The sequence below is a fragment of the Staphylococcus argenteus genome, from assembly GCF_000236925.1.
In the GTDB taxonomy this organism is placed as follows: Bacteria; Bacillota; Bacilli; order Staphylococcales; family Staphylococcaceae; genus Staphylococcus; species Staphylococcus argenteus.
In genome coordinates this window covers 2,718,545-2,740,733 of record NC_016941.1, presented here as the reverse complement: position 1 = coordinate 2,740,733, position 22,189 = coordinate 2,718,545, and the positions used below count along the sequence as shown (strand labels likewise).

Here is a 22,189-nt window from a genome sequence, read left to right as displayed (position 1 = left end):
TTTAATGATTACCTTGTTTAAAATGAAAATGATAGTTAAAACGAATAAATGAAATGAGAGGAATGATCATGATGACACAACAAGATTTACCTACATTAGTTTATAGCGGGAAGTCTAACAGTGCTGTTCCAATTATATCTGAAAGTGAGTTACAAACAATTACAGCTGAACCATGGCTTGAAATTTCCAAAAAAGGATTGCAACTAGAAGGATTGAACTTTGATCGACAAGGACAACTATTTTTATTGGATGTATTCGAGGGAAACATTTTCAAAGTCAATCCTGAAACGAAGGAAATTAAACAGCCTTTTGTAAGTCATAAAGCAAATCCTGCAGCAATTAAAATACATAAGGACGGCCGATTATTTATTTGTTATTTAGGAGATTTTAAATCTACAGGCGGTATTTTTGCAGCGACAGAAAATGGTGACAACATACAAGATGTTATTGAAGATCTTTCAACAGAATATTGTATTGATGACATGGTGTTTGATTCTAAAGGTGGGTTTTATTTTACAGATTTTAGAGGATACTCTACCAATCCACTAGGCGGTGTTTATTATGTTGCGCCGGGCTTTAAAACAGTAACGCCTATCATTCAAAATATCAGTGTAGCTAACGGTATTGCATTAAGTACTGATGAAAAAGTACTATGGGTAACTGAAACGACAGCCAATCGATTACACCGTATTGCACTTGAAGATGATGGTGTTACAATACAACCATTTGGAGCTACCATACCGTACTATTTTACAGGTCATGAAGGACCAGACTCATGTTGTATTGATAGTGATGATAATTTATATGTGGCAATGTATGGTCAAGGCAGAGTGTTAGTATTTAACAAAAGAGGTTATCCAATAGGACAAATATTGATACCAGGACGTGATGAAGGTCATATGTTACGTTCTACACATCCACAATTTATACCTGGAACAAATCAACTCATCATTTGTTCTAATGATATAGAAATGGGCGGAGGATCCATGCTTTATACTGTTAATGGCTTTGCAAAAGGGCATCAAAGTTTTCAGTTTCAATAAGACCTACCTGAGTGAAAGGTGTCTTAATATTGTTTTAAACATTAGAGATTTTTAATTAGAAGTTAAATATAATTTGCTTCAATTTGTAAAATGAAGTTTTGTATAACGTAAATAGGCAATATTTAATATAAGAAAGTATAAAGAAAAATTTTTTTGATTATTTCTGATGAAGCCAATGCTAATTTAATAAGGAGTTGTTTGTTTTGGCTATTTATATTTTTTGTACAATATTAGTTTTAGTTGCAATTGGAGCGCTTTTGACAAATATGATAAGGGATAAAAAAGATAAAAGGCTAGATATTTTATCTAGTGTATTACTTTTAATTTCATCAATATCGTTGTTACTTTATGGTGTTATTATCAATTAAGTTAAATATGATTTTTAATTTTATCGCCCATTATTTTACAATTAGCAATTCAATGATTTATTTTATGATAAATTAAAGAAAAAATGCCAACTATACCTAGGGATGATATAGTTGGCATTTCGTATATATTAAATCAATGAGGATTGTGATGTGAGATTATTCTGAGATTGAAAATTCAGCAGATGCTTCGAATTTAACATCTTTGCCTAGCATTACGCCACCTGTTTCAAGTGCTTGGTTAAAGTTAATGCCATAGTTTTCTCTATTGATAGTACCAGTAACAATAACACCTGTTACTTGAGAACCATCCATTGGGTTTTTACTTACTCCGTTGAATTCAACGTCGAATGTTTCTTCGTTAGTGATACCTTTAATTGTTAGATCACCAACAACTTTGCTTTCAGATACTGATTTTGTCACAAATGTGATTTTATCAAATTCATCAGTACCAAAGAAATCACCAGATTTTAAGTGGTTATCACGTGCTTCGTTTTTAGTGTTAATTGAGCTTGGAATAATTGTTGCAGTAGCTTTTAAAGTACTGAAATCATTAATATCTCCTTCAACTGCTACGTCAAATTGATCAAATGAACCTTTCACTTTAGAAACCATTAAATGTTTAATTTGGAATTCTAAACTACTGTGTGCGCCATCAAAAGTAAAGTTAGTCATAATATAAAACCTCCATATTTTTATCTTTTAGATATATTTTTTATATTCGATATACATACGATACCACCTATAAAGTAAAGATGCAAGCTTTTTATTTCGAATTCGAATTTTTTTGTGATGCATATAAAGAATGACCTATAAAACACCACACTATTGTTATACCCTAGTCAATTAATTCAAACATAAATAAATGTAATCATCGTTCAATACAATTTAATTAATGAGATAAATCTGACTATTATTATCATTTTTATAGTCGCTACTATTGACTTTGAAACAAGTGACTCGTACTATTTTAATATAATTCTGAAAATTCAAAATATGAAACTTTGAATATGTAGATAATAGTTTTTGAAGTTTAAAAGATAAGGAGGTATTTTATGGGAAATTATTTGGTATTGCAATCAGATTTTGGACTTAGTGATGGCGCTGTAAGTGCAATGTATGGAGTCGCATATACTGTAAGTGATGATATACACGTTGAAAACTTAACGCATGATATACCACCGTATGACATTTGGGTAGCGTCATATCGGTTATATCAAACTGTAAAGTATTGGCCCCAAGGCACAGTTTTTGTATCAGTGGTAGATCCGGGCGTAGGTAGTGATAGGAGGAGTATTGCTTGCTTAACAGAATCGGGTCATTACATTATTACACCTGATAATGGCTCTTTAAGTCATATCAAACATTACGAAGGTATTAAAAAAGTTATCGAAATTGATGAAGTGAAAAGCCGATTGCCTCATTCGGAAGAAAGTCATACTTTTCATGGTAGAGATGTTTATGCATACAATGGAGCGAGATTAGCTGCAAATAAGATAGCGTTTGAACGTCTTGGTCAGGCAATTAATGTTGATAGTATTGAGGCATTAGAAATAAGAGAAGCGACAAAAAATGAGGATTCTGTTACAGGAAGCATTGATATTTTAGATATCAGATTTGGGTCATTATGGACAAATATTCCATTGGCATTCTTAAAATCCTTGGAAATTGTTCATGGTAATAATTTGGTGGTAACAATTTATCATCAAGATAAGAAAGTCTATCAAAATATTATTAAATTTGCGCGATCGTTTGCAGATGTTAATGTGGGTGAACCTCTTGTGTATGTTAACTCGCTAGTAAATATTGGTGTAGCGGTCAATCAAGACTCATTTTCAGATTTATATCATATTGGTACTGGAAATGATTGGACGATTCATTTATCTAAAGCACCATCAATTTAATGAATTTTTTATGTAAGGAGTAATGAAGATGAAAAAACAAGATATTTCAGTTAAAACTGTTGTTGCGATTGGTATAGGAGCAGCGGTATTTGTGATTTTAGGGCGTTTTGTTGTAATACCAACAGGTTTTCCTAATACGAATATAGAAACATCTTATGCATTTTTAGCATTAATATCTGCAATATTTGGACCTTTTGCTGGTTTAATGACTGGATTAGTTGGACACGCTATTAAAGATTTCACGACATACGGTAGTGCTTGGTGGAGTTGGGTTATTTGTTCAGGAATTATAGGCTGTTTATATGGATGGATTGGCCTAAAATTAAATCTTTCTTCAGGCCGATTTTCTAGGAAATCGATGATTTATTTTAATATCGGTCAAATTATTGCGAATATTATTTGCTGGGCACTTATTGCACCAACATTAGATATTTTGATTTATAACGAACCAGCTAACAAGGTTTATACACAAGGTGTTATCTCTACAGTATTAAATATTATTTCAGTTGGCATTATTGGGACAATATTATTAAAAGCATATGCTTCATCTCAAATAAAAAAAGGTAGTTTACGTAAAGAATAATTATTTTGTTGAATCAGATATGTAAATGAATGTAGAAAGGTAATGATATATCATGACTGAACCAATTATATCGTTCAAAGACTTTAGTTTTCAATATCATAGTCAAGCAACACCTACATTACAGAATATAAATGTTGATATTTATCCGGGAGAAAAAGTATTAGTAGTTGGTGCTTCGGGTAGTGGTAAATCGACTTTTGCAAATTGCATAAATGGATTAATTCCATTTAAAACTAAAGGTAACGTAACTGGGGAACTACATATAAATAATCAAGATGCAACTGTTGGTTGTTTACACGAAAGATCTAATGTTGTTGGTACAGTTTTACAAGATACAGACGGACAGTTCATAGGCTTAACAGCAGCTGAAGATATGGCCTTTTTATTAGAAAATAATTGTGTTGAACAAGATGATATGAAGAAAAATGTAAGTTATTGGGCTGAAAAAGTTGGTATGTTAGAACATTTAAATCACCGACCGCAGGATTTATCTGGAGGTCAAAAACAACGCGTTTCATTAGGTGGTATATTAATCCATTGTACACCTATTTTAATATTGGATGAGCCACTAGCCAATTTAGATCCTGTGACAGGACATGAAACACTGAGATTGTTAAATAATATTCATGAAGAAACAAAGTCAACGATGATCGTTGTAGAACATCGATTAGAAGAATCATTAGATGATACGTTTGATAGAGTTATTCTTTTTAAAGATGGAAAAATTATCGCTAATACAACACCTAGTGATTTGCTAAAATCATCTAAGCTTAAAGAAGCAGGCATACGTGAACCATTATACTGTACAGCGCTTAAATATGCAGAAGTAGATGTTGAATCCATTGATAACTTAGCGAATTTACGTGAAGTTTGTATGAGTGAACATGTTAAATTTAAAGTGAAAAAATGGATAGATAAAACATCTTCAAATGATGATAATAAGTACAAATCTGAACCGCTATTAGAATTAAATGAGGTGTGTGTTCAATATAGTAACTATAGTAATAGTGTGCTTAATAATGTTCAATTAAATGTTTATAGAAGAGAAATGCTTAGTATAGTTGGTCACAATGGTGCCGGCAAATCAACACTTGCTAAAGCAATTTGTGGATTTTTAGATATAACAGGTAATATCCAATTTTGTAATAAGGGATTTAATCAATTGTCAATTAGCGAACGATCTGAATTCGTAGGTTATGTGATGCAAAATCCAAATCATATGATTTCCGAAAAAATGATTTACGATGAAGTAGCATTAGGGTTAAGAGCACGAGGTATGAAAGAATCAGATATAAAGATACGAGTAGAGAATGTGCTCAAAATATGCGGACTTTATGCATTTCGGAATTGGCCAATTGCAGCTTTAAGCTATGGTCAAAAAAAGAGGGTCACTATAGCATCTGTTTTAGTCTTAAATCCGGAAATAATCATATTGGATGAACCGACTGCTGGTCAAGATTTCTATCATTATAATGAGATAATGTCATTTTTAATTGAGCTAAACAGACAGGGGAAGACGATTATTATGATTACGCATGATATGCATTTATTGTCTGAGTATAGTTCAAGAACAGTTGTATTATCAAAAGGTCAAGTCGTTGCTGATACCACGCCAGTATTGGTATTAAATGATAAAAAAATCTGTGAGATTGCATCATTGAGACAAACATCGCTATTTGAAATGGCCGAATATATAGGGATTAGCGAGCCACAGAAATTAGTACAATTATTTATTAACCATGATAGGAAGGTGAGACGCCAATGAATCAATATAATACTATAGGTTTTCACCCGGGAAATAGTCGTATTCATCAATTAAATGCGACTGTTAAACTTTTATTCTTATTAGTTGTTTCTATTTCTGCAATGGTGACTTATGACACAAGATATTTAATTTTAATTAGTGCTTCATCTATTTTATTGTTCAAATATGCTCATATTGAATGGAAACAAGTTCGTTTTGTTGTTAAATTCATTCTGTTTTTCACAATATTAAATATTATTGCCGTATACATATTTGACCCTGAATATGGTGTGAAGATTTATAATCAGCGTACAGAGTTAATCAATGGTATGGGTCGATTTACGCTAACATCACAGGAATTATTCTATCTTTTTAATCTAATATTAAAATATATTAGTACAGTTCTTTTAGCGTTAATATTTTTATTCACAACGAATCCGAGTCATTTTGCTGCAAGTTTAAATCAGCTAGGTGTGAATTATAAAATCAGTTACGCAGTTTCACTATCGTTAAGGTATATTCCAGATATACAAGAAACATATTTTAATATTTCACAAGCGCAACAAGCAAGAGGATATGATAATTCAAAAAAGGCGAAATTCACTAGCCGTGTTAAAGGTATCAAACGCATAGTGTTACCTTTAATATTTTCTAGTATTGAAAGAATAGACACTATTAGTACTGCTATGGAGTTAAGACAATTTGGACAGTATAAAAGGAGAACCTGGTACGTCAAAAAACAATTAAAAAAAGATGATTATGTTGTTTTGTGTCTGACGTTAATACTTCTGATATTAGTAGTTGCATTATTCTTTTTAAATAATAGTCGATATTTCAACCCGTGGTATTAGTATTCAAATAAATAGTCTTTAAAGAGAAATAGGAGGGAGACACTTAATGATAAATACTGAAAGATTAAGTTTAATGATTCCAAGTTCCTTACATTTGATTGAACTTTATAATATTTGTAGTCATCCACAAGCAAATATATACACTCCCAAAGGTTTGCATAGTTCCAAATTAGACACACAACGGTGGATTGAAAAATGGCGAAACCATTGGCAACAATATCAATTTGGTTACTTTGTATTGGTAAAAAAAATAGATTGTAGTGTTATTGGTATTTGTGGATATGAATATCGGCAATTAAAGCAAGAAACGGTACTTAATTTATTTTATAAACTTCATCCAGATTTTGAAGGACATGGGTATGCATACGAAGCGATTATAGCAATTACAAATTTTGTCGATCACATTGATTATGAAACCACAAAGGTTATCAGGACAAATAAATATAATCATCGTTCAATACAATTAGCAGAAAGGCTTAATTTCAAGAGAGACGATACAATGGACGACATTATCAATAAAGGGGATATTGTGTTTTATAAATAAAATACTATGACTTTATCTAAAAAATAAAATTTAAATCCCAACAGTTTATTAAAAAGTTACGAGCCACATAATAAAAATGTTATAATTGTGCTTAATAAAAGATAGGGAGATATTTTAATGCACAAAAAATATTTATTGTTATTTTTTCTGATGTTATCAGTTGGCGTGTTATATAGCTGTTCTAAGCACAATGAGCAAGTTAAAAATACATCTATTGATCCAAATGAATATGCAAAACATAAATCGAAAGTGAATGATAATTGGGAAACTTATCACGGTCAGGTTTATCATGTGTTCTATCATCCTTTAGTCACGGATCCAAAAGTAGCATTTACAGGAGATTCACACCAAGCAAAAGGGAATAATGATTGGATGATAACTGTCAGTGAATTTAAAAAATCGTTAAATGAATTATATAAAAATAATTACATCATTGTTAATCCACATGATGCTTACGATTTATCAGCTCATCCGGTCAAAGCAAAAAAATTAAAGTTACCTAAAGGGAAAAAGCCTTTAATTATCTCAATTGATGATATGAATTATTATAGTTATATGAGACATCATGGATATGTTGACCGCTTAGTACTCGATAAAAATAAGCATGTTGTTTCTGAAACGACAGATAAAAAAGGCCACACTACATATTCAGATGATAATGATATTGTGCCGATTTTAAATAAATTTGTAAAAGAGCATCCAGATTTTTCTTTAAACGGTGAAAAAGGCGTTGTTGCATTAACTGGTTATGAAGGTGTATTAGGATATCGTACGAATGAATTAAACAGTAAAGACTATGAAAAAAATAAAAAGGCCGCTGAAGAAGTGGTTCGCGCTATGAAACGAGATGGTTGGTCATTTGCGAGTCATTCATATGGTCATATTAATTTTGAAAAGACATCATTTGATGGTATTAAAAAAGATACTAAAAGATGGAAAGATGAAGTTGAACCAATTGTAGGTAAAACGGATATGTTTGTATTTCCTCATGGTGCACAAGATAGACATACACCAGCATATAATTACTTGGTAGATGATGCCGGATTTAAATTCATTGCAGGCGTCGGACCGAATAATTTTACAGATATTTCATCAACGAACGTTTACCAAGATAGAGTTGCAATTGATGGTCTAAACTTATTTGAATTTAAATATAAACTAAAACCATTTTTCAATCCTGAAAATGTATATAGTCAAGAAGATCGACATTACTTTAAAGGTAATCGAAATTATGAAGAATAAGTTGAAATGAATAGAATAATCCTGAAAAAAAGATAATGTATTAAGTCATTAGGCAAGGACAATATGTGCAAGAAGTACAACTTCAATATAAAAATTTTAGTTATGAATTTTTATATGCGCTATTGTCCTGCTTTTTTATTCAAAAAATCCAACCTCAATATAGTGAATTTTCAGAAAAAGGTTGTAATAATTTGATAAAAATGATAAGTTATTATCCATATTACACTTTAGCGTGGTAGAGAATTAAAGTAAAAATCATAAAACATTATTTGTTTTACATAGGATATTGAAGGTAAGGGTGGTCGAGTGAATAATTCAAAACAATTAATTGCTTTAAAAGAAGCAGAGACAGCATTTTTAAAATACTTTAATCAAGCGAATTATGAGCTTGTAGATTTTAACGTCATTGAAAAATTGGACTGGAAACAATTGAATCATGAAGATTTGCAGCAGATGGGTGAGCGTAATTTTTGGCAACATGAACACCAAATTTATGCACTTAGAAATGATTTTACAGATCAATTATTACGTTATTACACGATGTATCCAACATCAGCAACGAAAGTAGCATATACAGGCTTAATCATTCGAAATAATGAAGCGGCTGTACAAGTAGGTTTGGAAAACTATATGCCAACATTAACTAATGTGCAACAGAGCTTACAGCTATTTATTCAATTTATCCAACAACAATTACAAGATAATGTGCAATTTGTCGTACTAGGGCATTATCAATTACTCGATGCATTGCTAGATAAAGCATTACAAACACCGGACATATTATCGATGATTGAGGAACGCAATTTATCAGGTTTGGTTACATATTTATCAGCTGAACATCCGATTGTTCAAATTTTACAAGAAAATACGCAACAACAATTAAAATTATTGCAACGTTATATTTCTAAAGATCACCCTGCACTTGTTGAACTAAATGTTTGGCAACAATGGTTAGATACACAAGGTTATAAAGATGTTCATTTAGATATTACGGCACAGCCGCCAAGATCATACTACAAGGGACTATTTATTCAATGTCATTTAACAGAAAATGAATCACGTATTTTAACCGGAGGCTACTACAAAGGAAGTATCGAAGGGTTTGGATTAGGACTAACTCTTTAATGTAAAGGAGTGATGATTATGTTAAGAATTGCTATAGCGAAAGGGAGACTAATGGAAAGTTTAATTGATTACTTAGATTCAATTAAATTTACGGTATTATCAGAAGCATTAAAGAATAGAGAACGCCAACTATTATTAAGCGTAGACAATAATGAATGTATTTTAGTAAAGGGAAGTGATGTGCCCATCTATGTTGAGCAAGGCATTGCTGATATTGGCATCGTTGGTAGCGACATATTAGATGAGCGTCATTACAATGTTAACAATTTGTTGAATTTGCCATTTGGGATGTGTCATTTTGCAGTTGCAGCGAAACCTGAAACAACAAATTATCGTAAAATCGCAACAAGTTATGTCCATACTGCTGAAACATATTTCAAATCAAAAGGCATTGATGTCGAGCTTATTAAATTGAGTGGTTCTGTTGAATTAGCCTGTGTCGTTGATATGGTCGACGGTATTGTTGATATCGTTCAAACAGGCACTACTTTAGAAGCAAATGGACTGATTGAAAAGCACTATATTAGCGATATCAATGCAAGGTTAATTACTAATAAAGCAGCTTATTTTAAAAAATCACAGTTAATAGAGCAATTTATTCGTTCTATGGAGGTGTCTATTACCAATGTATAATGCACAACAATTTTTGAAACAATTTTCACTAGAAGCGCCATTAGATGAGTCGTTATATCCAATTATTCGCGATATTTGTCAGGAAGTTAAGGTTCATGGGGACAAGGCTTTAAAAATGTATAATTTAACATTTGATCATACTAAAACAGATTGTTTAGAAATTAGTCGTGAACAGATTAAAGCAGCATTTGATACGTTAGATGAAAAAACGAAGCAAGCATTACAACAAAGCTATGAAAGAATTAGAGCATATCAACAAAGTATTAAACAGACCAATCAGCATGTAGGAGAAGCAGGTGAATGCTATGAAATTTATCACCCACTAGAAAGTGTCGGTATTTATGTACCAGGTGGTAAAGCAAGTTATCCTTCAACGGTATTAATGACCGCGACATTAGCACAAGTTGCAGGTGTGGAAAATATTGTCGTTGTGACACCACCTCAACCTAATGGTGTGTCTCAAGAGGTATTAGCAGCATGTTACATTACGCAAGTTAACCAAGTATTTCAAGTTGGGGGTGCTCAAAGTATTGCAGCATTGACATATGGTACTGAAACGATACCTAAAGTAGATAAGATTGTTGGTCCAGGTAACCAATTTGTTGCATATGCCAAGAAATATTTATTTGGACAAGTAGGTATTGACCAAATAGCAGGGCCAACAGAAATAGCACTGATTATTGATGAAACAGCAGACTTAGATGCCATAGTATATGATGTTTTTGCACAAGCAGAACATGATGAATTAGCTCGTACGTATATTATTAGTGAAAATGCGCAAGTACTTAAAGATCTAGAATCACGCATTGCCAAAGCATTGCCTAATGTAGAAAGATACGACATTGTATCTAAAAGTATTACTAACCAACACTATCTTATTCATGTTAGTGATTTTGAAGAAGCATGTCATGTTATGAATACGATTGCCCCTGAACATGCGTCGATCCAAACGGAAAATCCTCAATTATATATTGAAAAAGTGAAGTATGTGGGTGCATTGTTTATTGGACATTATTCGCCGGAAGTCATAGGGGATTATGTAGCAGGTCCAAGTCATGTATTACCTACAAATAGAACGGCTAGATTTACCAATGGGTTATCAGTCAATGATTTCTTAACACGTAACACGGTGATTCATTTAACAAAAGACACATTTAATCAAATTGCTGATTCAGCGCAACATATTGCTCAAGTCGAAGCACTATTTAATCACCAACAATCTATTTTAATACGTCAGTCTTAGGGGAGTGTAATTGAAATGATTTATATTGATAAAAATGAAAGTCCCGTTACGCCGTTGAATGAAAAAACAATAGCTTCAATTATTAGTGCGACACCATATAACTTATATCCAGATAAAGCATATGAACAATTCAAGGAAGCTTACGCTAACTTTTACGGGTTATCGGCTGAACAAATTATCGCAGGAAATGGTTCGGATGAATTGATTCAAAAGTTAATGTTGATAATGCCAAAAGGTCCAGCGTTAACTTTAAATCCAGACTTTTTTATGTATCAAGCATATGCGGCACAAGTAAATCGTGAAATTGCATTTGTAGATGCAACACCTGATTTAACATTTGATTTGGAAACTATTTTATCGAGAATTGATGAAGTACAACCGTCATTTTTTATCATGAGTAATCCGCATAATCCATCAGGTAAGCAATTTGACACTGCTTTTTTAAAAGCTATTGCAGACAAGATGAAAGCATTAAATGGATACTTTGTCATTGATGAAGCATATTTAGATTATGGCATGGCATATGATGTTGAAATGGCACCACACATTTTAAGAATGCGTACATTATCAAAGGCCTTTGGTATTGCTGGATTAAGATTAGGTGTATTAATTAGTACTGCTGAAACGATACAGCTTATCCAAAAAATAGAACATCCATATCCATTAAATGTATTTACACTAAATATTGCGACTTATATTTTTAGACAAAGAGATGATACAAGACGATTTTTAACGATGCAACGTCAATTAGCTAATCAGTTAAAACAAATATTTGATACACATGTTGCAGATAAAATGTCAGTATTCCCATCAAATGCTAATTTTGTACTTACTAAGGGTTCGGCGGCACAACAATTAGGACAATACGTATATGATCAAGGTTTTAAACCTCGTTTTTATGATGAGCATGTCATGAAAGGTTATGTAAGATACTCAATTGCAACAGCATCACAGTTAAAGCAATTAGAAGAAATTGTTAAAGAATGGAGCGCAAAATATGATTTATAAAAAACAACGAAACACAGCTGAAACGCAACTAAATATTTCAATATCTGATGATCAGTCACCATCGCATATTAATACAGGTGTGGGCTTTTTAAATCATATGTTAACTTTGTTTACGTTTCATAGTGGACTGTCGTTAAACATCGAGGCACAAGGTGATATCGATGTAGATGATCACCATGTAACTGAAGATATCGGCATTGTTATTGGCCAACTATTACTTGAAATGATTAAAGATAAAAAGCACTTCGTTCGTTATGGAACGATGTACATTCCAATGGATGAAACATTAGCGCGTGTCGTTGTGGATATAAGTGGGCGTCCATACTTATCATTCAATGCATCGTTAAGTAAGGAAAAAGTAGGCACATTTGATACGGAATTAGTGGAAGAATTTTTCAGAGCGGTCGTAATCAATGCGAGATTAACAACTCATATTGATTTGATTCGTGGAGGCAATACACACCATGAGATTGAAGCTATATTTAAAGCATTTGCCCGCGCATTAGGTATGGCATTGACTGCTACTAATGATCAGCGTGTACCGTCATCGAAAGGTGTGATTGAATGATTGTCATCATTGATTATGGACTGGGTAATATTAGCAATGTAAAGCGTGCTGTTGAACATTTAGGATATAAGGTGGTTGTCTCCAATGACCAAAATATAATCGAACAAGCAGAAACAATCATATTACCGGGTGTCGGTCATTTCAAAGATGCGATGTCAGAGATAAAACGATTAAATCTCGATGCAATATTGGCTAAGAATACTGATAAGAAAATGATTGGTATTTGTCTAGGCATGCAGTTAATGTATGAGCATAGCGATGAAGGTGATGTATCCGGATTAGGATTTATTCCAGGAAATATCTCGCATATTCAGACAAACTACCCTGTGCCACACTTAGGCTGGAATAATTTAGTGAGTCAGCACCCTATGTTAAATCAAGATGTTTATTTCGTACATTCTTATCAAGCACCGATGTCAGAAAATGTCATTGCATATGCGCAATATGGAGTTGATATTCCAGCAATTGTTCAATTTAACAATTATATTGGTATTCAATTCCATCCTGAAAAAAGCGGTACATATGGGTTACAAATTTTGCGTCAGGCAATACAAGGGGGATTTATAAATGATTGAATTATGGCCAGCGATTGATTTGATTGAGTCAACAAGTGTGAGGTTAACAGAAGGTAAATATGATAGTGAAGAAAAAATGTCGCGTTCGGCTGAAGAAAGTATTGCTTACTATAGTCAATTTGAATGTGTTAATCGTATTCATATCGTCGACTTGATAGGTGCTAAGGCACAGCATGCCCGAGAGTTTGATTATATTAAGTCGTTGAGAAGGTTAACAACGAAAGATATTGAAGTAGGTGGTGGCATTCGTACGAAAGCACAAATCATGGACTACTTTGCTGCAGGAATTAATTATTGCATCGTTGGAACGAAAGGTATTCAAGATACAGAATGGCTTATAGAGATGGCACATACATTTCCAGGTCGCATTTATTTATCTGTTGATGCTTATGGCGAGGATATTAAAGTGAACGGGTGGGAAGAGGACACAGAGTTGAATTTATTTAGTTTTGTGAAACAGTTATCGGATATACCTCTTGGAGGCATTATTTATACTGATATTGCTAAAGATGGCAAAATGTCGGGGCCTAACTTTGAATTAACTGGTCAATTAGTGAAGGCAACGACGATTCCTATCATCGCGTCTGGTGGTATTAGACATCAGCAAGATATTCAACGATTAGCGTCGCTAAATGTTCACGCTGCTATTGTAGGGAAGGCCGCGCACCAACCAGCTTTTTGGGAGGGGCTAAAATGATAAAAAAACGTATCATTCCATGTTTAGATGTAAAAGATGGTCGTGTCGTTAAAGGGATTCAATTTAAAGGGTTAAGAGATATTGGAAATCCTGTTGATTTAGCAATGTATTACAATGAAGCGGGTGCTGATGAGTTAGTGTTTTTAGACATCTCTAAGACGGAAGAGGGTCATAGTTTAATGCTAGAAGTTATTGAACAGACGGCATCACGCTTATTTATTCCTCTTACTATAGGAGGTGGGATTCAAAGTCTCGATGATATTACCCAATTGTTAAATCATGGTGCAGATAAAGTATCATTAAATTCAAGTGCTTTAAAAAATCCACAGCTAATTAAACAAGCAAGTGATAAATTTGGTAGACAATGCATATGCATAGCAATTGATAGCCATTATGATCCTGAAAGAAAAGCACATTATTGTTGTACGCATGGTGGTAAAAAGATGACAAATATTAAAGTGTATGACTGGGTACAGCAAGTAGAACAGTTAGGTGCAGGTGAATTGCTCGTTACGAGTATGGGACATGATGGCATGAAGCAAGGCTTTGATATTGAACATCTTGCGAAAATAAAGTCTCTTGTGAACATTCCAATTATTGCATCTGGTGGCGGTGGCAATGCACAACATTTTGTAGAATTGTTTGAACAGACGGATGTATCTGCTGGTTTAGCTGCAAGTATTTTGCATGACAGGGAAACAACGGTTCAATCTATTAAAGAAGTTATACGACAAGGGGGTATAGCAGTAAGATGACCAATTATAAAATTGATTTTAGTAAAGGATTAGTACCTGCTATTTTACAAGATAGTCGAACAAAACAAGTCTTGATGTTAGGTTATATGAATCAAGATGCTTTTGACAAAACTGTAAAAGATGGTGTGGTATGTTTTTATTCTCGATCTAAACAACGTCTTTGGACAAAAGGTGAAAAATCTGGTCATACGCAACGTGTTGAAGATATTCATGTGGATTGTGACAATGATACCATCTTAATCGATGTCATACCAAATGGCCCAACATGCCATACAGGCAGTCAAAGTTGTTTCAACACAGAAGTTCCATTTTCAGTGCAAACATTAGCTCAAACAGTTCAAGATAGTGCCCAATCCAATAATGACAAGTCATATACGAAATATTTATTAACAGAAGGTATAGAAAAGATTACAAAAAAATACGGTGAAGAAGCTTTTGAAGTCGTAATTGAAGCAATTAAAGGTGACAAAAGGGCATTTGTAAGTGAAGTAGCAGATGAACTTTATCATTTATTTGTCTTGATGCATGCGCTAGGCGTCGATTTTTCAGAAATTGAGGCAGAACTAGCGCGTAGACATCATAAGCGCAATAACTTTAAAGGAGAACGACAAAATATCGAACAGTGGTAAAAAAAGTATGTACTGAGATGTAGAGAAGTATATAGATCGATATAATGAAGTTATGAAGGGGAAAAATATGAAAAAATGTTCATTACAGGAAAAAGCTAAAAAGTTATGTTTGTCGTTACTACCTATTAATATCATAGTTGTCTTTATATTCTTTGTATTTATACTGTGAATAAAAATATATCTAGCCTGAAATAGAAATGTCATAGCCTATGTAAAAGACAATCTCCATTAGAACTAAGATGTGCATCCCAAAAGTTGGACTAAAAAACTAACTTTATGGGGTGTATTTTTATGCTAATCATCATAAATTCGAGATTAAGTTAAAGGTAGTTCAAGAGTAATTAAACAATAAATTAAAAATATTAGAATACTTACTTTGAGGGAAGAAAACTAACTGTATATATTTAATGTAGGAACAAGTATAACGGCTTATCCTGATACAATCATTGTGGAAGACAATCTATTTTTAGGTTTAAAATACGACACCAGCAATAATTAAAACTGTAATAGCTCATAAATTACCTTCATACAGCTAATCTAAAAAGCGTGATACATCATTGGAATCAAGCCCCAAATAAATAAGTATAAATAAGTATAAAGGATATATGTAAAAAAGTTACAATTTGCATAATTAAATTGTGTCTAATTATTGACTAATTAAATTTTGCCAAATATAATATTAATTAATAATTTGAAATGATTAGCGTATGCACTTTAAATTCTCTTTGGAGAATATATTTTTTAAATATAAATGTAAACGCTTTCTCGTCAAATTAATTACATAGAAAGGATGGTCATTATGAGTACTTGGTTAAGTAAATTATTTGAGTTTATTCCTCGAATAATTATCAATTTGTTTATCTAAAATAAAAAATAGAGGTGCTGACAATGAGACAAAGTCAAAATAAGTATAGTATTCGTAAATTTAGTGTAGGTGCATCTTCCATTTTGATAGCTACATTACTATTTTTAAGTGGTGGACATGCGCAAGCAGCTGAGAAGCAAGTGAACATGGGAAATTCACAGGAGGATACAGTTACAGCACAATCTATTGGGGATCAACAAACTAGGGAAAATGCTAATTATCAACGTGAAAACGGTGTTGACGAACAGCAACATACTGAAAATTTAACTAAGAACTTGCATAATGATAAAACAACATCAGAAAAAACTAACCAAAAAGCAGATGAAATAAATAAAGATCAACTAAAGGATGATAAAAAATCATCGCTTAACAATAAAAATATTCAACGTGATACAACAAAAAATCACAATGCTAATCTTAGTAATGTAAATCAAGGGTTAGAACAGAACGTTAATGATGGCAAACAAAGTAAAGTGGCGTCACAGCAACAGGCAAAAGAGGGAGATAATAGTCAAGATTCAAACGCTAATAACAATCTACCTTCATCAAGTTTAACAAAACAAGGACCATCATTGGATAAAACAGAACAAGCAAGCCAACCAGAAATTGTTAATGAGACAGAAATAGAAAAAGTACAACCACAACAAAAGAATCAAACGAATGATGAAAATACTAACCACAATTTTAACGATGAACAAGCAGTGAATTCAAAAAAAGACGTAAAATCACTGCAAGTATCAGATTTAAAAGACAATCAAAAATCACCAGTAGAACCGACAAACGATAATGATAATAAAAAAGAGTTAAATATATTAAAAAATAGTGCAGTAGCCACATTGCCTAATAAAGGGACAAAGGAACTTACTGCAAAGGCGAAAGGTGATCAAACTAATAAAGTTGCCAAACAAGGTCAGTATAAAAACCAAGATCCTATCGTTTTAGTTCATGGTTTCAATGGTTTTACAGATGACATTAATCCATCGGTATTGGCACATTATTGGGGCGGTAATAAAATGAATATTCGCCAGGATTTAGAAGAAAATGGTTACAAAGCATATGAAGCGAGTATCAGTGCTTTTGGAAGTAACTATGATCGCGCAGTTGAACTTTATTATATTAAAGGTGGACGAGTTGATTATGGTGCCGCACATGCAGCAAAGTATGGCCATGAACGCTACGGAAAAACATATGAAGGCGTATATAAAGATTGGAAACCAGGACAAAAAATACATTTAGTTGGACACAGCATGGGTGGTCAAACGATTCGTCAATTAGAAGAATTATTGCGAAATGGAAGCCGTGAAGAAATAGAGTATCAAAAACAGCATGGTGGCGAAATTTCTCCGTTATTCAAAGGTAATCATGACAATATGATTTCATCAATTACTACTTTAGGAACACCACATAATGGTACACACGCATCAGATTTAGCTGGAAATGAAGCTTTAGTGAGACAGGTTGTATTTGATATCGGCAAAATGTTCGGTAATAAAAATTCTAGAGTAGACTTCGGGTTGGCTCAATGGGGTCTAAAACAGAAACCAAATGAATCCTATATTGATTATGTAAAACGTGTTAAACAGTCTAATTTATGGAAATCAAAAGATAATGGATTTTACGACTTAACACGCGAAGGTGCGACAGAATTAAATCGCAAAACATCATTGAATCCTAATATTGTATATAAAACATATACTGGTGAAGCGACGCATAAAGCTTTAAACAGTGATAGACAAAAAGCTGACTTAAATATGTTTTTCCCATTCGTAATAACAGGCAATTTAATCGGTAAAGCTACTGAAAAAGAATGGAGAGAGAACGATGGCTTAGTATCAGTTATCTCTTCTCAACATCCATTTAATCAAGCCTATACAAATGCTACAGATAAAATTCAAAAAGGTATTTGGCAAGTAACACCGACAAAACATGATTGGGATCATGTTGATTTTGTAGGACAAGATAGTTCTGATACGGTGCGTACAAGAGAAGAATTACAAGATTTTTGGCATCATTTAGCGGATGATTTAGTGAAAACTGAAAAAGTGACAGATACAAAACAAGCATAATTAAAAAAGTGAGGTATAGAAAATGACAGCAGACTTCTTTCAATTAATCGGTTCATTATTTAGAATACTAAAAGAACTATTTAAATAATTCTTTTGAGTGAATGCTTAAACACTTATTAGATAAATAAAACACACGATGGTTTGAGTTTAGTTTAAATCGAGCTGACTCATCATCGTGTGTTTTTTATTAGTTAGAATGCATTAATATTTAATTTATATGGCTGTTTTCCAATGATAAATCTAAAAATATAGAATTCACGGAATATCATACCTACACCTATACATAATCCCAAAATTAAAAGTAGAGATATTGTAAGGAAAACCATTGTATTATCTTCAAATATATTTGTATATGCAAATAGTGAGTCTAAGATAATTGGATGTAATAAATATATAAAGAATGAGAATGCACTAATCATTTGAATTGTATTAAATAGCATTGTTTTAAAATGTGTACAAATTCCTAATATTACAATAAACATAACACTATTATATGGTGTTAATGAATATGAGAAACTTGTAACATTCCAATAATCCCCATTTGCCAACGCAATAAATACAAAGTATGTTGCTACAGCTAAAACAATCATAATAACTAAATAGCGTTCTAAGAAATTTAAGACACGCTCGTAGTTATAGCCAAGGTATGCACCCAAGAAGAAATAGAAAATCCATCCTAATATCAAAGTATTTTCACTTAATGGATAATAGTGTAAAACTGTATCATGAAATGCTGAGTTGTTTGAAAAGTAGTATAAAAATGTTTGCTGTACGATAAATGATAGTAGCAACAATATTTTACTGTTGAAAAGATTATAATTAATTTTAAAAATAATATAACTCAAAATAAAGAATTGCATGATAACTACGATAAAATAACCATACCATTGACCTAATAAAACATTTTCAACGAATTGTTTGTTGAAAGAAGAGTTAGTTAATAAGGACTCACTGTAACTGTAAAATAAACCCATTAATATGTAAGGAATAAGTATATATTTCACACGCGTTGTTAAATATCTGTATGTGACTTTTTGATAATTCAATGTTGTAAGTAATTGAGATAATATAATAAAGCATGGCGTTCCAAAAATAACAATATTACGAATATAGAATTGTAATACTAAAGAACCACCCTCCAAATTTTCATGCTTTAAAGTAATTTGTGTTAATAAATGTGTAATGATAATAATCGTACATATAATTGCTCTTAAATAAACAAGTTCAAGTCTAATCTTTTTCATGGAATCCGTCCCATCTCTTAATTAAATGCTCAAAAGCATCATCACTAATTAATATTCTTGGGATGTAATAATCATTGGCGTCAGGCGTGACTGCTTTTTCCTCTAATGAAAAACCATATTTTATTCCTGCTTTTTTAATGGCAGGTAATTTTTTGTCATTCATCAAGCCATAAGGATAGGCTATTGTATTCTGTGACTTTTTAAAGTTTTTAGTTAGATATTTTTCACTTTTATTTATATCTTTGATAATTGTTGCATCCGATGATTTCATCAACTTCGATTTATTGTTTTTACTCAAATTATGCAAATCATCTGTGTGAGTTTCAAACTCCCATAACCCAGTTTTATACATTTCTTTCAGTTGCTTTTTGCTAATCATATCTAGATTGTGGAAGTTATCTTCACCTACATGCCCAGTTATGATAAATCCAGTTGCAGGAATTTTATATTTTTTTAGAATTGGATAAGCATTTTCGTAAATGGTTTCATCCATATCATCAAAGTTTATCCATACACTTCGTTTTGGAAATTTTCCTTTTTTCTTATAATATAAAAATTCTTTCAGTGTTAAAAATTTAGCATCGTGTGATTTCAGCCATTTAATCTGTGCCTCAAATTGTGATTGACTAACACTATAATTCTTAATTTCTTTACTACTTGAAAAGAAATAAATAAAATTATTCAGAAAATTTGCTTTTCTCACACGGTGATAATTTAATGCAAGGGCACTATCTTTTTTGTATTTCAGTTTTTTAGGTGCATCGTCATCTGCATTAGCAACATGATGCGTGTCCAGTGTGCTCACAGGTAAGATGATTAATAGACTTAATACAAGGATAATTAATTTTCGTAACTTCACGAATCTCTTCCTCTCTGCCACTTTTGAATGAGTAGACTAATTGTAAAAAATACAAAAATTATAATCGCGAAAATACCCATACTTTCAAAAATGTTTAAAATTTCAGTATTTTCAATATTCAAGGCAACTCGAATGGTGTTAATACTCTCGTCATGAAAACCAAAAATGGTACCAATATAAACGAGTAAAACGACAAAACAATAAATCCAAAAGAAACAGGATATAGCGACAAGTGCTGTTTCTCTAACGATATTTAGCGATGATTTTAACGTTGGGTATTCCCTCTGTCTGGGCTTGACCATGTTGCGTAACCACCTTTCTTACGTTTTAAGGCTTTTGGAAATGCGACCAGTACAACTGCTGCATTAATAATCCAGTATACTGTTGGATACCAACTGACGAATATGAGTCCTGCCATATTCTTTTTTTCGTAGCGACTATCTATAAAGAGTGCGACTGTAAATTGAATAACGTTTATAAAAGTCATAGTGAAAGATGATAGTAAAAAGATTGAAAAACTATATGTCATAAATGTATAGTCTAAGAAGTTTGCAGTGATGAACAAATAACCTAAATATAGAAGCACAATATATACCCATAAAATTGAGATGATTTGTTCAAACATCAAAATATATAAAGGAAACCTTTTTGTTTTCATCGTGCTAAAAAAGTCTCGTAATAATACTTCATGTCCCCCTTGAGCCCATCTAACACGTTGTTTCCAAAGACCTCCCAAAGTTTCTGGAACCAACATCCAGCACATTGCACGAGGCTCATATTTAATATGGTATCCGAGTAAATGCAATTTCCAAGAAACTGCAATATCTTCAGTTATCATATCGGTATCCCAGTAGCCAACATCTACAACTGCACTTTTTTTAAATAGAGTGAAGACACCAGAAATAGTATTGACTGCCCCAGCAAGTGTTTGACTACGCTTTATACAGCCAATTAAACTAGCATATTCTATCGTTTGGATTTTACCTAAAATAGAACTCTTATTTCGAATTCTAGGATTACCAGTAACAGCACCAAGTTTTGGATCATGTTTGAAATTTTTAATCATATAATATGGTGCATCTTGATCAACGATAGTGTCTGCATCTAAGCACATTACATAATCATATGATGCCTGTTTGATACCTTGATTGAGTGCGTTAGCTTTACCTTTATTTTCTTGTAAATCTACGAAAATAAAGTCATTATTCTCCTTCATCTTATAGATGAGTTCAGCTGTGTTATCTGAACTTCCGTCATTAATAATGATGATTTCTTTTTTCTCATATTTTAATGCCAAAACGTTCGATAATGTATCTTCAATCGTTTCACTTTCGTTATAACAGGCAAGTAAAAATGTAATGCCTTCTAATTCATCCACATTTATGTCTGGTTTCTTTTTCAGTGAATATCTAATTTCTTTAGTGAAAAAGTAATAAATTGAACCTACTATCCAATAAATAGACATAAAAACAGGATAAAATAGTAAAAAGTTAAAAAATTGCAAATTCCTTTACCTACCTTTCGTTAGTTAGGTTGTAAGCCATATGGTAATTGATAGTATTTTAATTTGCAATAGATTGTTGTTATAATTAAACGGAAATATTTGTAATTGCAACTTAATTTTCCTGTAACATAGTGTGATTAAT

General features: G+C 32.3%; 20 protein-coding genes and 1 pseudogene. 16 read left to right on the top strand and 5 right to left on the bottom strand.

Going from position 1 to position 22,189, the window contains the following annotated elements; translation table 11 throughout:
- Positions 1-71: 71 nt before the first annotated feature.
- A complete protein-coding gene (locus SAMSHR1132_RS13330; RefSeq protein ID WP_072292167.1) occupies positions 72-1,043 on the top strand; it encodes an SMP-30/gluconolactonase/LRE family protein in 972 nt (323 codons plus the stop codon).
- A gap of 524 nt (positions 1,044-1,567) precedes the next feature.
- Here the strand turns inward: SAMSHR1132_RS13330 and SAMSHR1132_RS13320 are convergent.
- On the bottom strand, positions 1,568-2,083 hold the full coding sequence (locus SAMSHR1132_RS13320) for a YceI family protein (protein ID WP_000181131.1): 516 nt from the start codon (positions 2,081-2,083) through the stop codon (positions 1,568-1,570).
- Positions 2,084-2,463: 380 nt separating this feature from the next.
- Here SAMSHR1132_RS13320 and SAMSHR1132_RS13315 point away from each other — a divergent pair, with 380 nt between their 5' ends.
- The 15 genes and pseudogenes from SAMSHR1132_RS13315 (at position 2,464) to lip1 (ending at position 18,440) form a co-directional block, all read left to right on the top strand.
- Positions 2,464-3,312 carry an SAM hydrolase/SAM-dependent halogenase family protein gene (locus SAMSHR1132_RS13315; protein ID WP_000528914.1) on the top strand — a complete coding sequence of 283 codons (849 nt, stop codon included), beginning with the start codon at positions 2,464-2,466 and terminating at the stop codon, positions 3,310-3,312.
- A gap of 28 nt (positions 3,313-3,340) precedes the next feature.
- Positions 3,341-3,895, top strand: coding sequence for an ECF-type riboflavin transporter substrate-binding protein (locus SAMSHR1132_RS13310; protein ID WP_000743716.1), 555 nt, complete (start codon positions 3,341-3,343; stop codon positions 3,893-3,895).
- A gap of 52 nt (positions 3,896-3,947) precedes the next feature.
- On the top strand, positions 3,948-5,660 hold the full coding sequence (locus SAMSHR1132_RS13305) for an ABC transporter ATP-binding protein (RefSeq protein ID WP_000138660.1): 1,713 nt from the start codon (positions 3,948-3,950) through the stop codon (positions 5,658-5,660).
- Positions 5,657-6,490 carry an energy-coupling factor transporter transmembrane component T family protein gene (locus tag SAMSHR1132_RS13300; RefSeq protein WP_001077821.1) on the top strand — a complete coding sequence of 278 codons (834 nt, stop codon included), beginning with the start codon at positions 5,657-5,659 and terminating at the stop codon, positions 6,488-6,490. The genes SAMSHR1132_RS13305 and SAMSHR1132_RS13300 overlap by 4 nt, the downstream gene beginning before the upstream one ends.
- Positions 6,491-6,536: 46 nt before the next feature.
- A complete protein-coding gene (locus tag SAMSHR1132_RS13295) occupies positions 6,537-7,034 on the top strand; it encodes a GNAT family N-acetyltransferase (RefSeq protein ID WP_000610981.1) in 498 nt (165 codons plus the stop codon).
- A gap of 117 nt (positions 7,035-7,151) precedes the next feature.
- Positions 7,152-8,276 (top strand): polysaccharide deacetylase family protein, encoded by a 1,125-nt coding sequence (locus tag SAMSHR1132_RS13290; RefSeq protein WP_000549238.1) that lies wholly within the window; start codon positions 7,152-7,154, stop codon positions 8,274-8,276.
- A gap of 306 nt (positions 8,277-8,582) precedes the next feature.
- Positions 8,583-9,401, top strand: a complete 819-nt coding sequence (locus SAMSHR1132_RS13285; protein WP_001065787.1) for an ATP phosphoribosyltransferase regulatory subunit — start codon at positions 8,583-8,585, stop codon at positions 9,399-9,401.
- 18 nt (positions 9,402-9,419) lie between these two features.
- Entirely contained in the window at positions 9,420-10,034 is a 615-nt protein-coding gene (hisG, locus tag SAMSHR1132_RS13280; protein WP_000944153.1) for an ATP phosphoribosyltransferase, read from the top strand.
- Positions 10,027-11,277, top strand: coding sequence for a histidinol dehydrogenase (gene hisD / locus SAMSHR1132_RS13275; protein WP_000282116.1), 1,251 nt, complete (start codon positions 10,027-10,029; stop codon positions 11,275-11,277). Before hisG ends, hisD begins: the two co-directional genes overlap by 8 nt.
- 15 nt (positions 11,278-11,292) lie before the next feature.
- A complete protein-coding gene (locus SAMSHR1132_RS13270; protein WP_000639201.1) occupies positions 11,293-12,285 on the top strand; it encodes a pyridoxal phosphate-dependent aminotransferase in 993 nt (330 codons plus the stop codon).
- Positions 12,275-12,853 (top strand): imidazoleglycerol-phosphate dehydratase HisB, encoded by a 579-nt coding sequence (gene hisB, locus SAMSHR1132_RS13265; RefSeq protein ID WP_000639494.1) that lies wholly within the window; start codon positions 12,275-12,277, stop codon positions 12,851-12,853. Before SAMSHR1132_RS13270 ends, hisB begins: the two co-directional genes overlap by 11 nt.
- Positions 12,850-13,428 (top strand): imidazole glycerol phosphate synthase subunit HisH, encoded by a 579-nt coding sequence (gene hisH / locus SAMSHR1132_RS13260; protein ID WP_000635358.1) that lies wholly within the window; start codon positions 12,850-12,852, stop codon positions 13,426-13,428. The genes hisB and hisH overlap by 4 nt, the downstream gene beginning before the upstream one ends.
- Positions 13,421-14,125, top strand: a complete 705-nt coding sequence (gene hisA / locus SAMSHR1132_RS13255) for a 1-(5-phosphoribosyl)-5-((5-phosphoribosylamino)methylideneamino)imidazole-4-carboxamide isomerase (protein WP_000571724.1) — start codon at positions 13,421-13,423, stop codon at positions 14,123-14,125. Before hisH ends, hisA begins: the two co-directional genes overlap by 8 nt.
- Positions 14,122-15,509, top strand: a pseudogene (hisF, locus tag SAMSHR1132_RS14345) (imidazole glycerol phosphate synthase subunit HisF). Before hisA ends, hisF begins: the two are co-directional and overlap by 4 nt.
- Positions 15,510-16,397: 888 nt before the next feature.
- Positions 16,398-18,440, top strand: coding sequence for a YSIRK domain-containing triacylglycerol lipase Lip1 (gene lip1 / locus SAMSHR1132_RS13235; protein ID WP_001249927.1), 2,043 nt, complete (start codon positions 16,398-16,400; stop codon positions 18,438-18,440).
- A 191-nt stretch (positions 18,441-18,631) separates the two neighbouring features.
- Here lip1 and icaC read toward each other — a convergent pair whose 3' ends face one another.
- The 4 genes from icaC to icaA are packed head-to-tail and all read right to left on the bottom strand — an operon-like array spanning position 18,632 to position 22,047.
- Positions 18,632-19,684 carry a polysaccharide intercellular adhesin biosynthesis/export protein IcaC gene (icaC, locus tag SAMSHR1132_RS13230; protein ID WP_000723847.1) on the bottom strand — a complete coding sequence of 351 codons (1,053 nt, stop codon included), beginning with the start codon at positions 19,682-19,684 and terminating at the stop codon, positions 18,632-18,634.
- A complete protein-coding gene (icaB, locus tag SAMSHR1132_RS13225) occupies positions 19,671-20,543 on the bottom strand; it encodes an intercellular adhesin biosynthesis polysaccharide N-deacetylase (protein WP_000776687.1) in 873 nt (290 codons plus the stop codon). The genes icaC and icaB overlap by 14 nt, the downstream gene beginning before the upstream one ends.
- Positions 20,540-20,845 carry an intracellular adhesion protein IcaD gene (gene icaD / locus SAMSHR1132_RS13220; RefSeq protein ID WP_000240582.1) on the bottom strand — a complete coding sequence of 102 codons (306 nt, stop codon included), beginning with the start codon at positions 20,843-20,845 and terminating at the stop codon, positions 20,540-20,542. Before icaD ends, icaB begins: the two co-directional genes overlap by 4 nt.
- The gene (gene icaA / locus SAMSHR1132_RS13215; protein ID WP_001159434.1) at positions 20,809-22,047 is read right to left on the bottom strand and encodes a poly-beta-1,6 N-acetyl-D-glucosamine synthase IcaA; all 1,239 of its coding nucleotides are present in this window, start codon (positions 22,045-22,047) and stop codon (positions 20,809-20,811) included. The genes icaD and icaA overlap by 37 nt, the downstream gene beginning before the upstream one ends.
- Positions 22,048-22,189: the final 142 nt, after the last annotated feature.

Coding starts and splice junctions, on each gene's coding strand:
- SAMSHR1132_RS13305 (WP_000138660.1), top strand. CDS start 3,948: ATGACTGAACCAATTATATCGTTCAAAGACTTTAGTTTTCAATATCAT.
- SAMSHR1132_RS13330 (WP_072292167.1), top strand. CDS start 72: ATGACACAACAAGATTTACCTACATTAGTTTATAGCGGGAAGTCTAAC.
- hisD (WP_000282116.1), top strand. CDS start 10,027: ATGTATAATGCACAACAATTTTTGAAACAATTTTCACTAGAAGCGCCA.
- SAMSHR1132_RS13310 (WP_000743716.1), top strand. CDS start 3,341: ATGAAAAAACAAGATATTTCAGTTAAAACTGTTGTTGCGATTGGTATA.
- hisG (WP_000944153.1), top strand. CDS start 9,420: ATGTTAAGAATTGCTATAGCGAAAGGGAGACTAATGGAAAGTTTAATT.
- SAMSHR1132_RS13320 (WP_000181131.1), bottom strand. CDS start 2,083: ATGACTAACTTTACTTTTGATGGCGCACACAGTAGTTTAGAATTCCAA.
- icaC (WP_000723847.1), bottom strand. CDS start 19,684: ATGAAAAAGATTAGACTTGAACTTGTTTATTTAAGAGCAATTATATGT.
- hisB (WP_000639494.1), top strand. CDS start 12,275: ATGATTTATAAAAAACAACGAAACACAGCTGAAACGCAACTAAATATT.
- hisA (WP_000571724.1), top strand. CDS start 13,421: ATGATTGAATTATGGCCAGCGATTGATTTGATTGAGTCAACAAGTGTG.
- SAMSHR1132_RS13295 (WP_000610981.1), top strand. CDS start 6,537: ATGATAAATACTGAAAGATTAAGTTTAATGATTCCAAGTTCCTTACAT.
- SAMSHR1132_RS13290 (WP_000549238.1), top strand. CDS start 7,152: ATGCACAAAAAATATTTATTGTTATTTTTTCTGATGTTATCAGTTGGC.
- SAMSHR1132_RS13270 (WP_000639201.1), top strand. CDS start 11,293: ATGATTTATATTGATAAAAATGAAAGTCCCGTTACGCCGTTGAATGAA.
- lip1 (WP_001249927.1), top strand. CDS start 16,398: ATGAGACAAAGTCAAAATAAGTATAGTATTCGTAAATTTAGTGTAGGT.
- icaD (WP_000240582.1), bottom strand. CDS start 20,845: ATGGTCAAGCCCAGACAGAGGGAATACCCAACGTTAAAATCATCGCTA.
- SAMSHR1132_RS13300 (WP_001077821.1), top strand. CDS start 5,657: ATGAATCAATATAATACTATAGGTTTTCACCCGGGAAATAGTCGTATT.
- SAMSHR1132_RS13315 (WP_000528914.1), top strand. CDS start 2,464: ATGGGAAATTATTTGGTATTGCAATCAGATTTTGGACTTAGTGATGGC.
- hisH (WP_000635358.1), top strand. CDS start 12,850: ATGATTGTCATCATTGATTATGGACTGGGTAATATTAGCAATGTAAAG.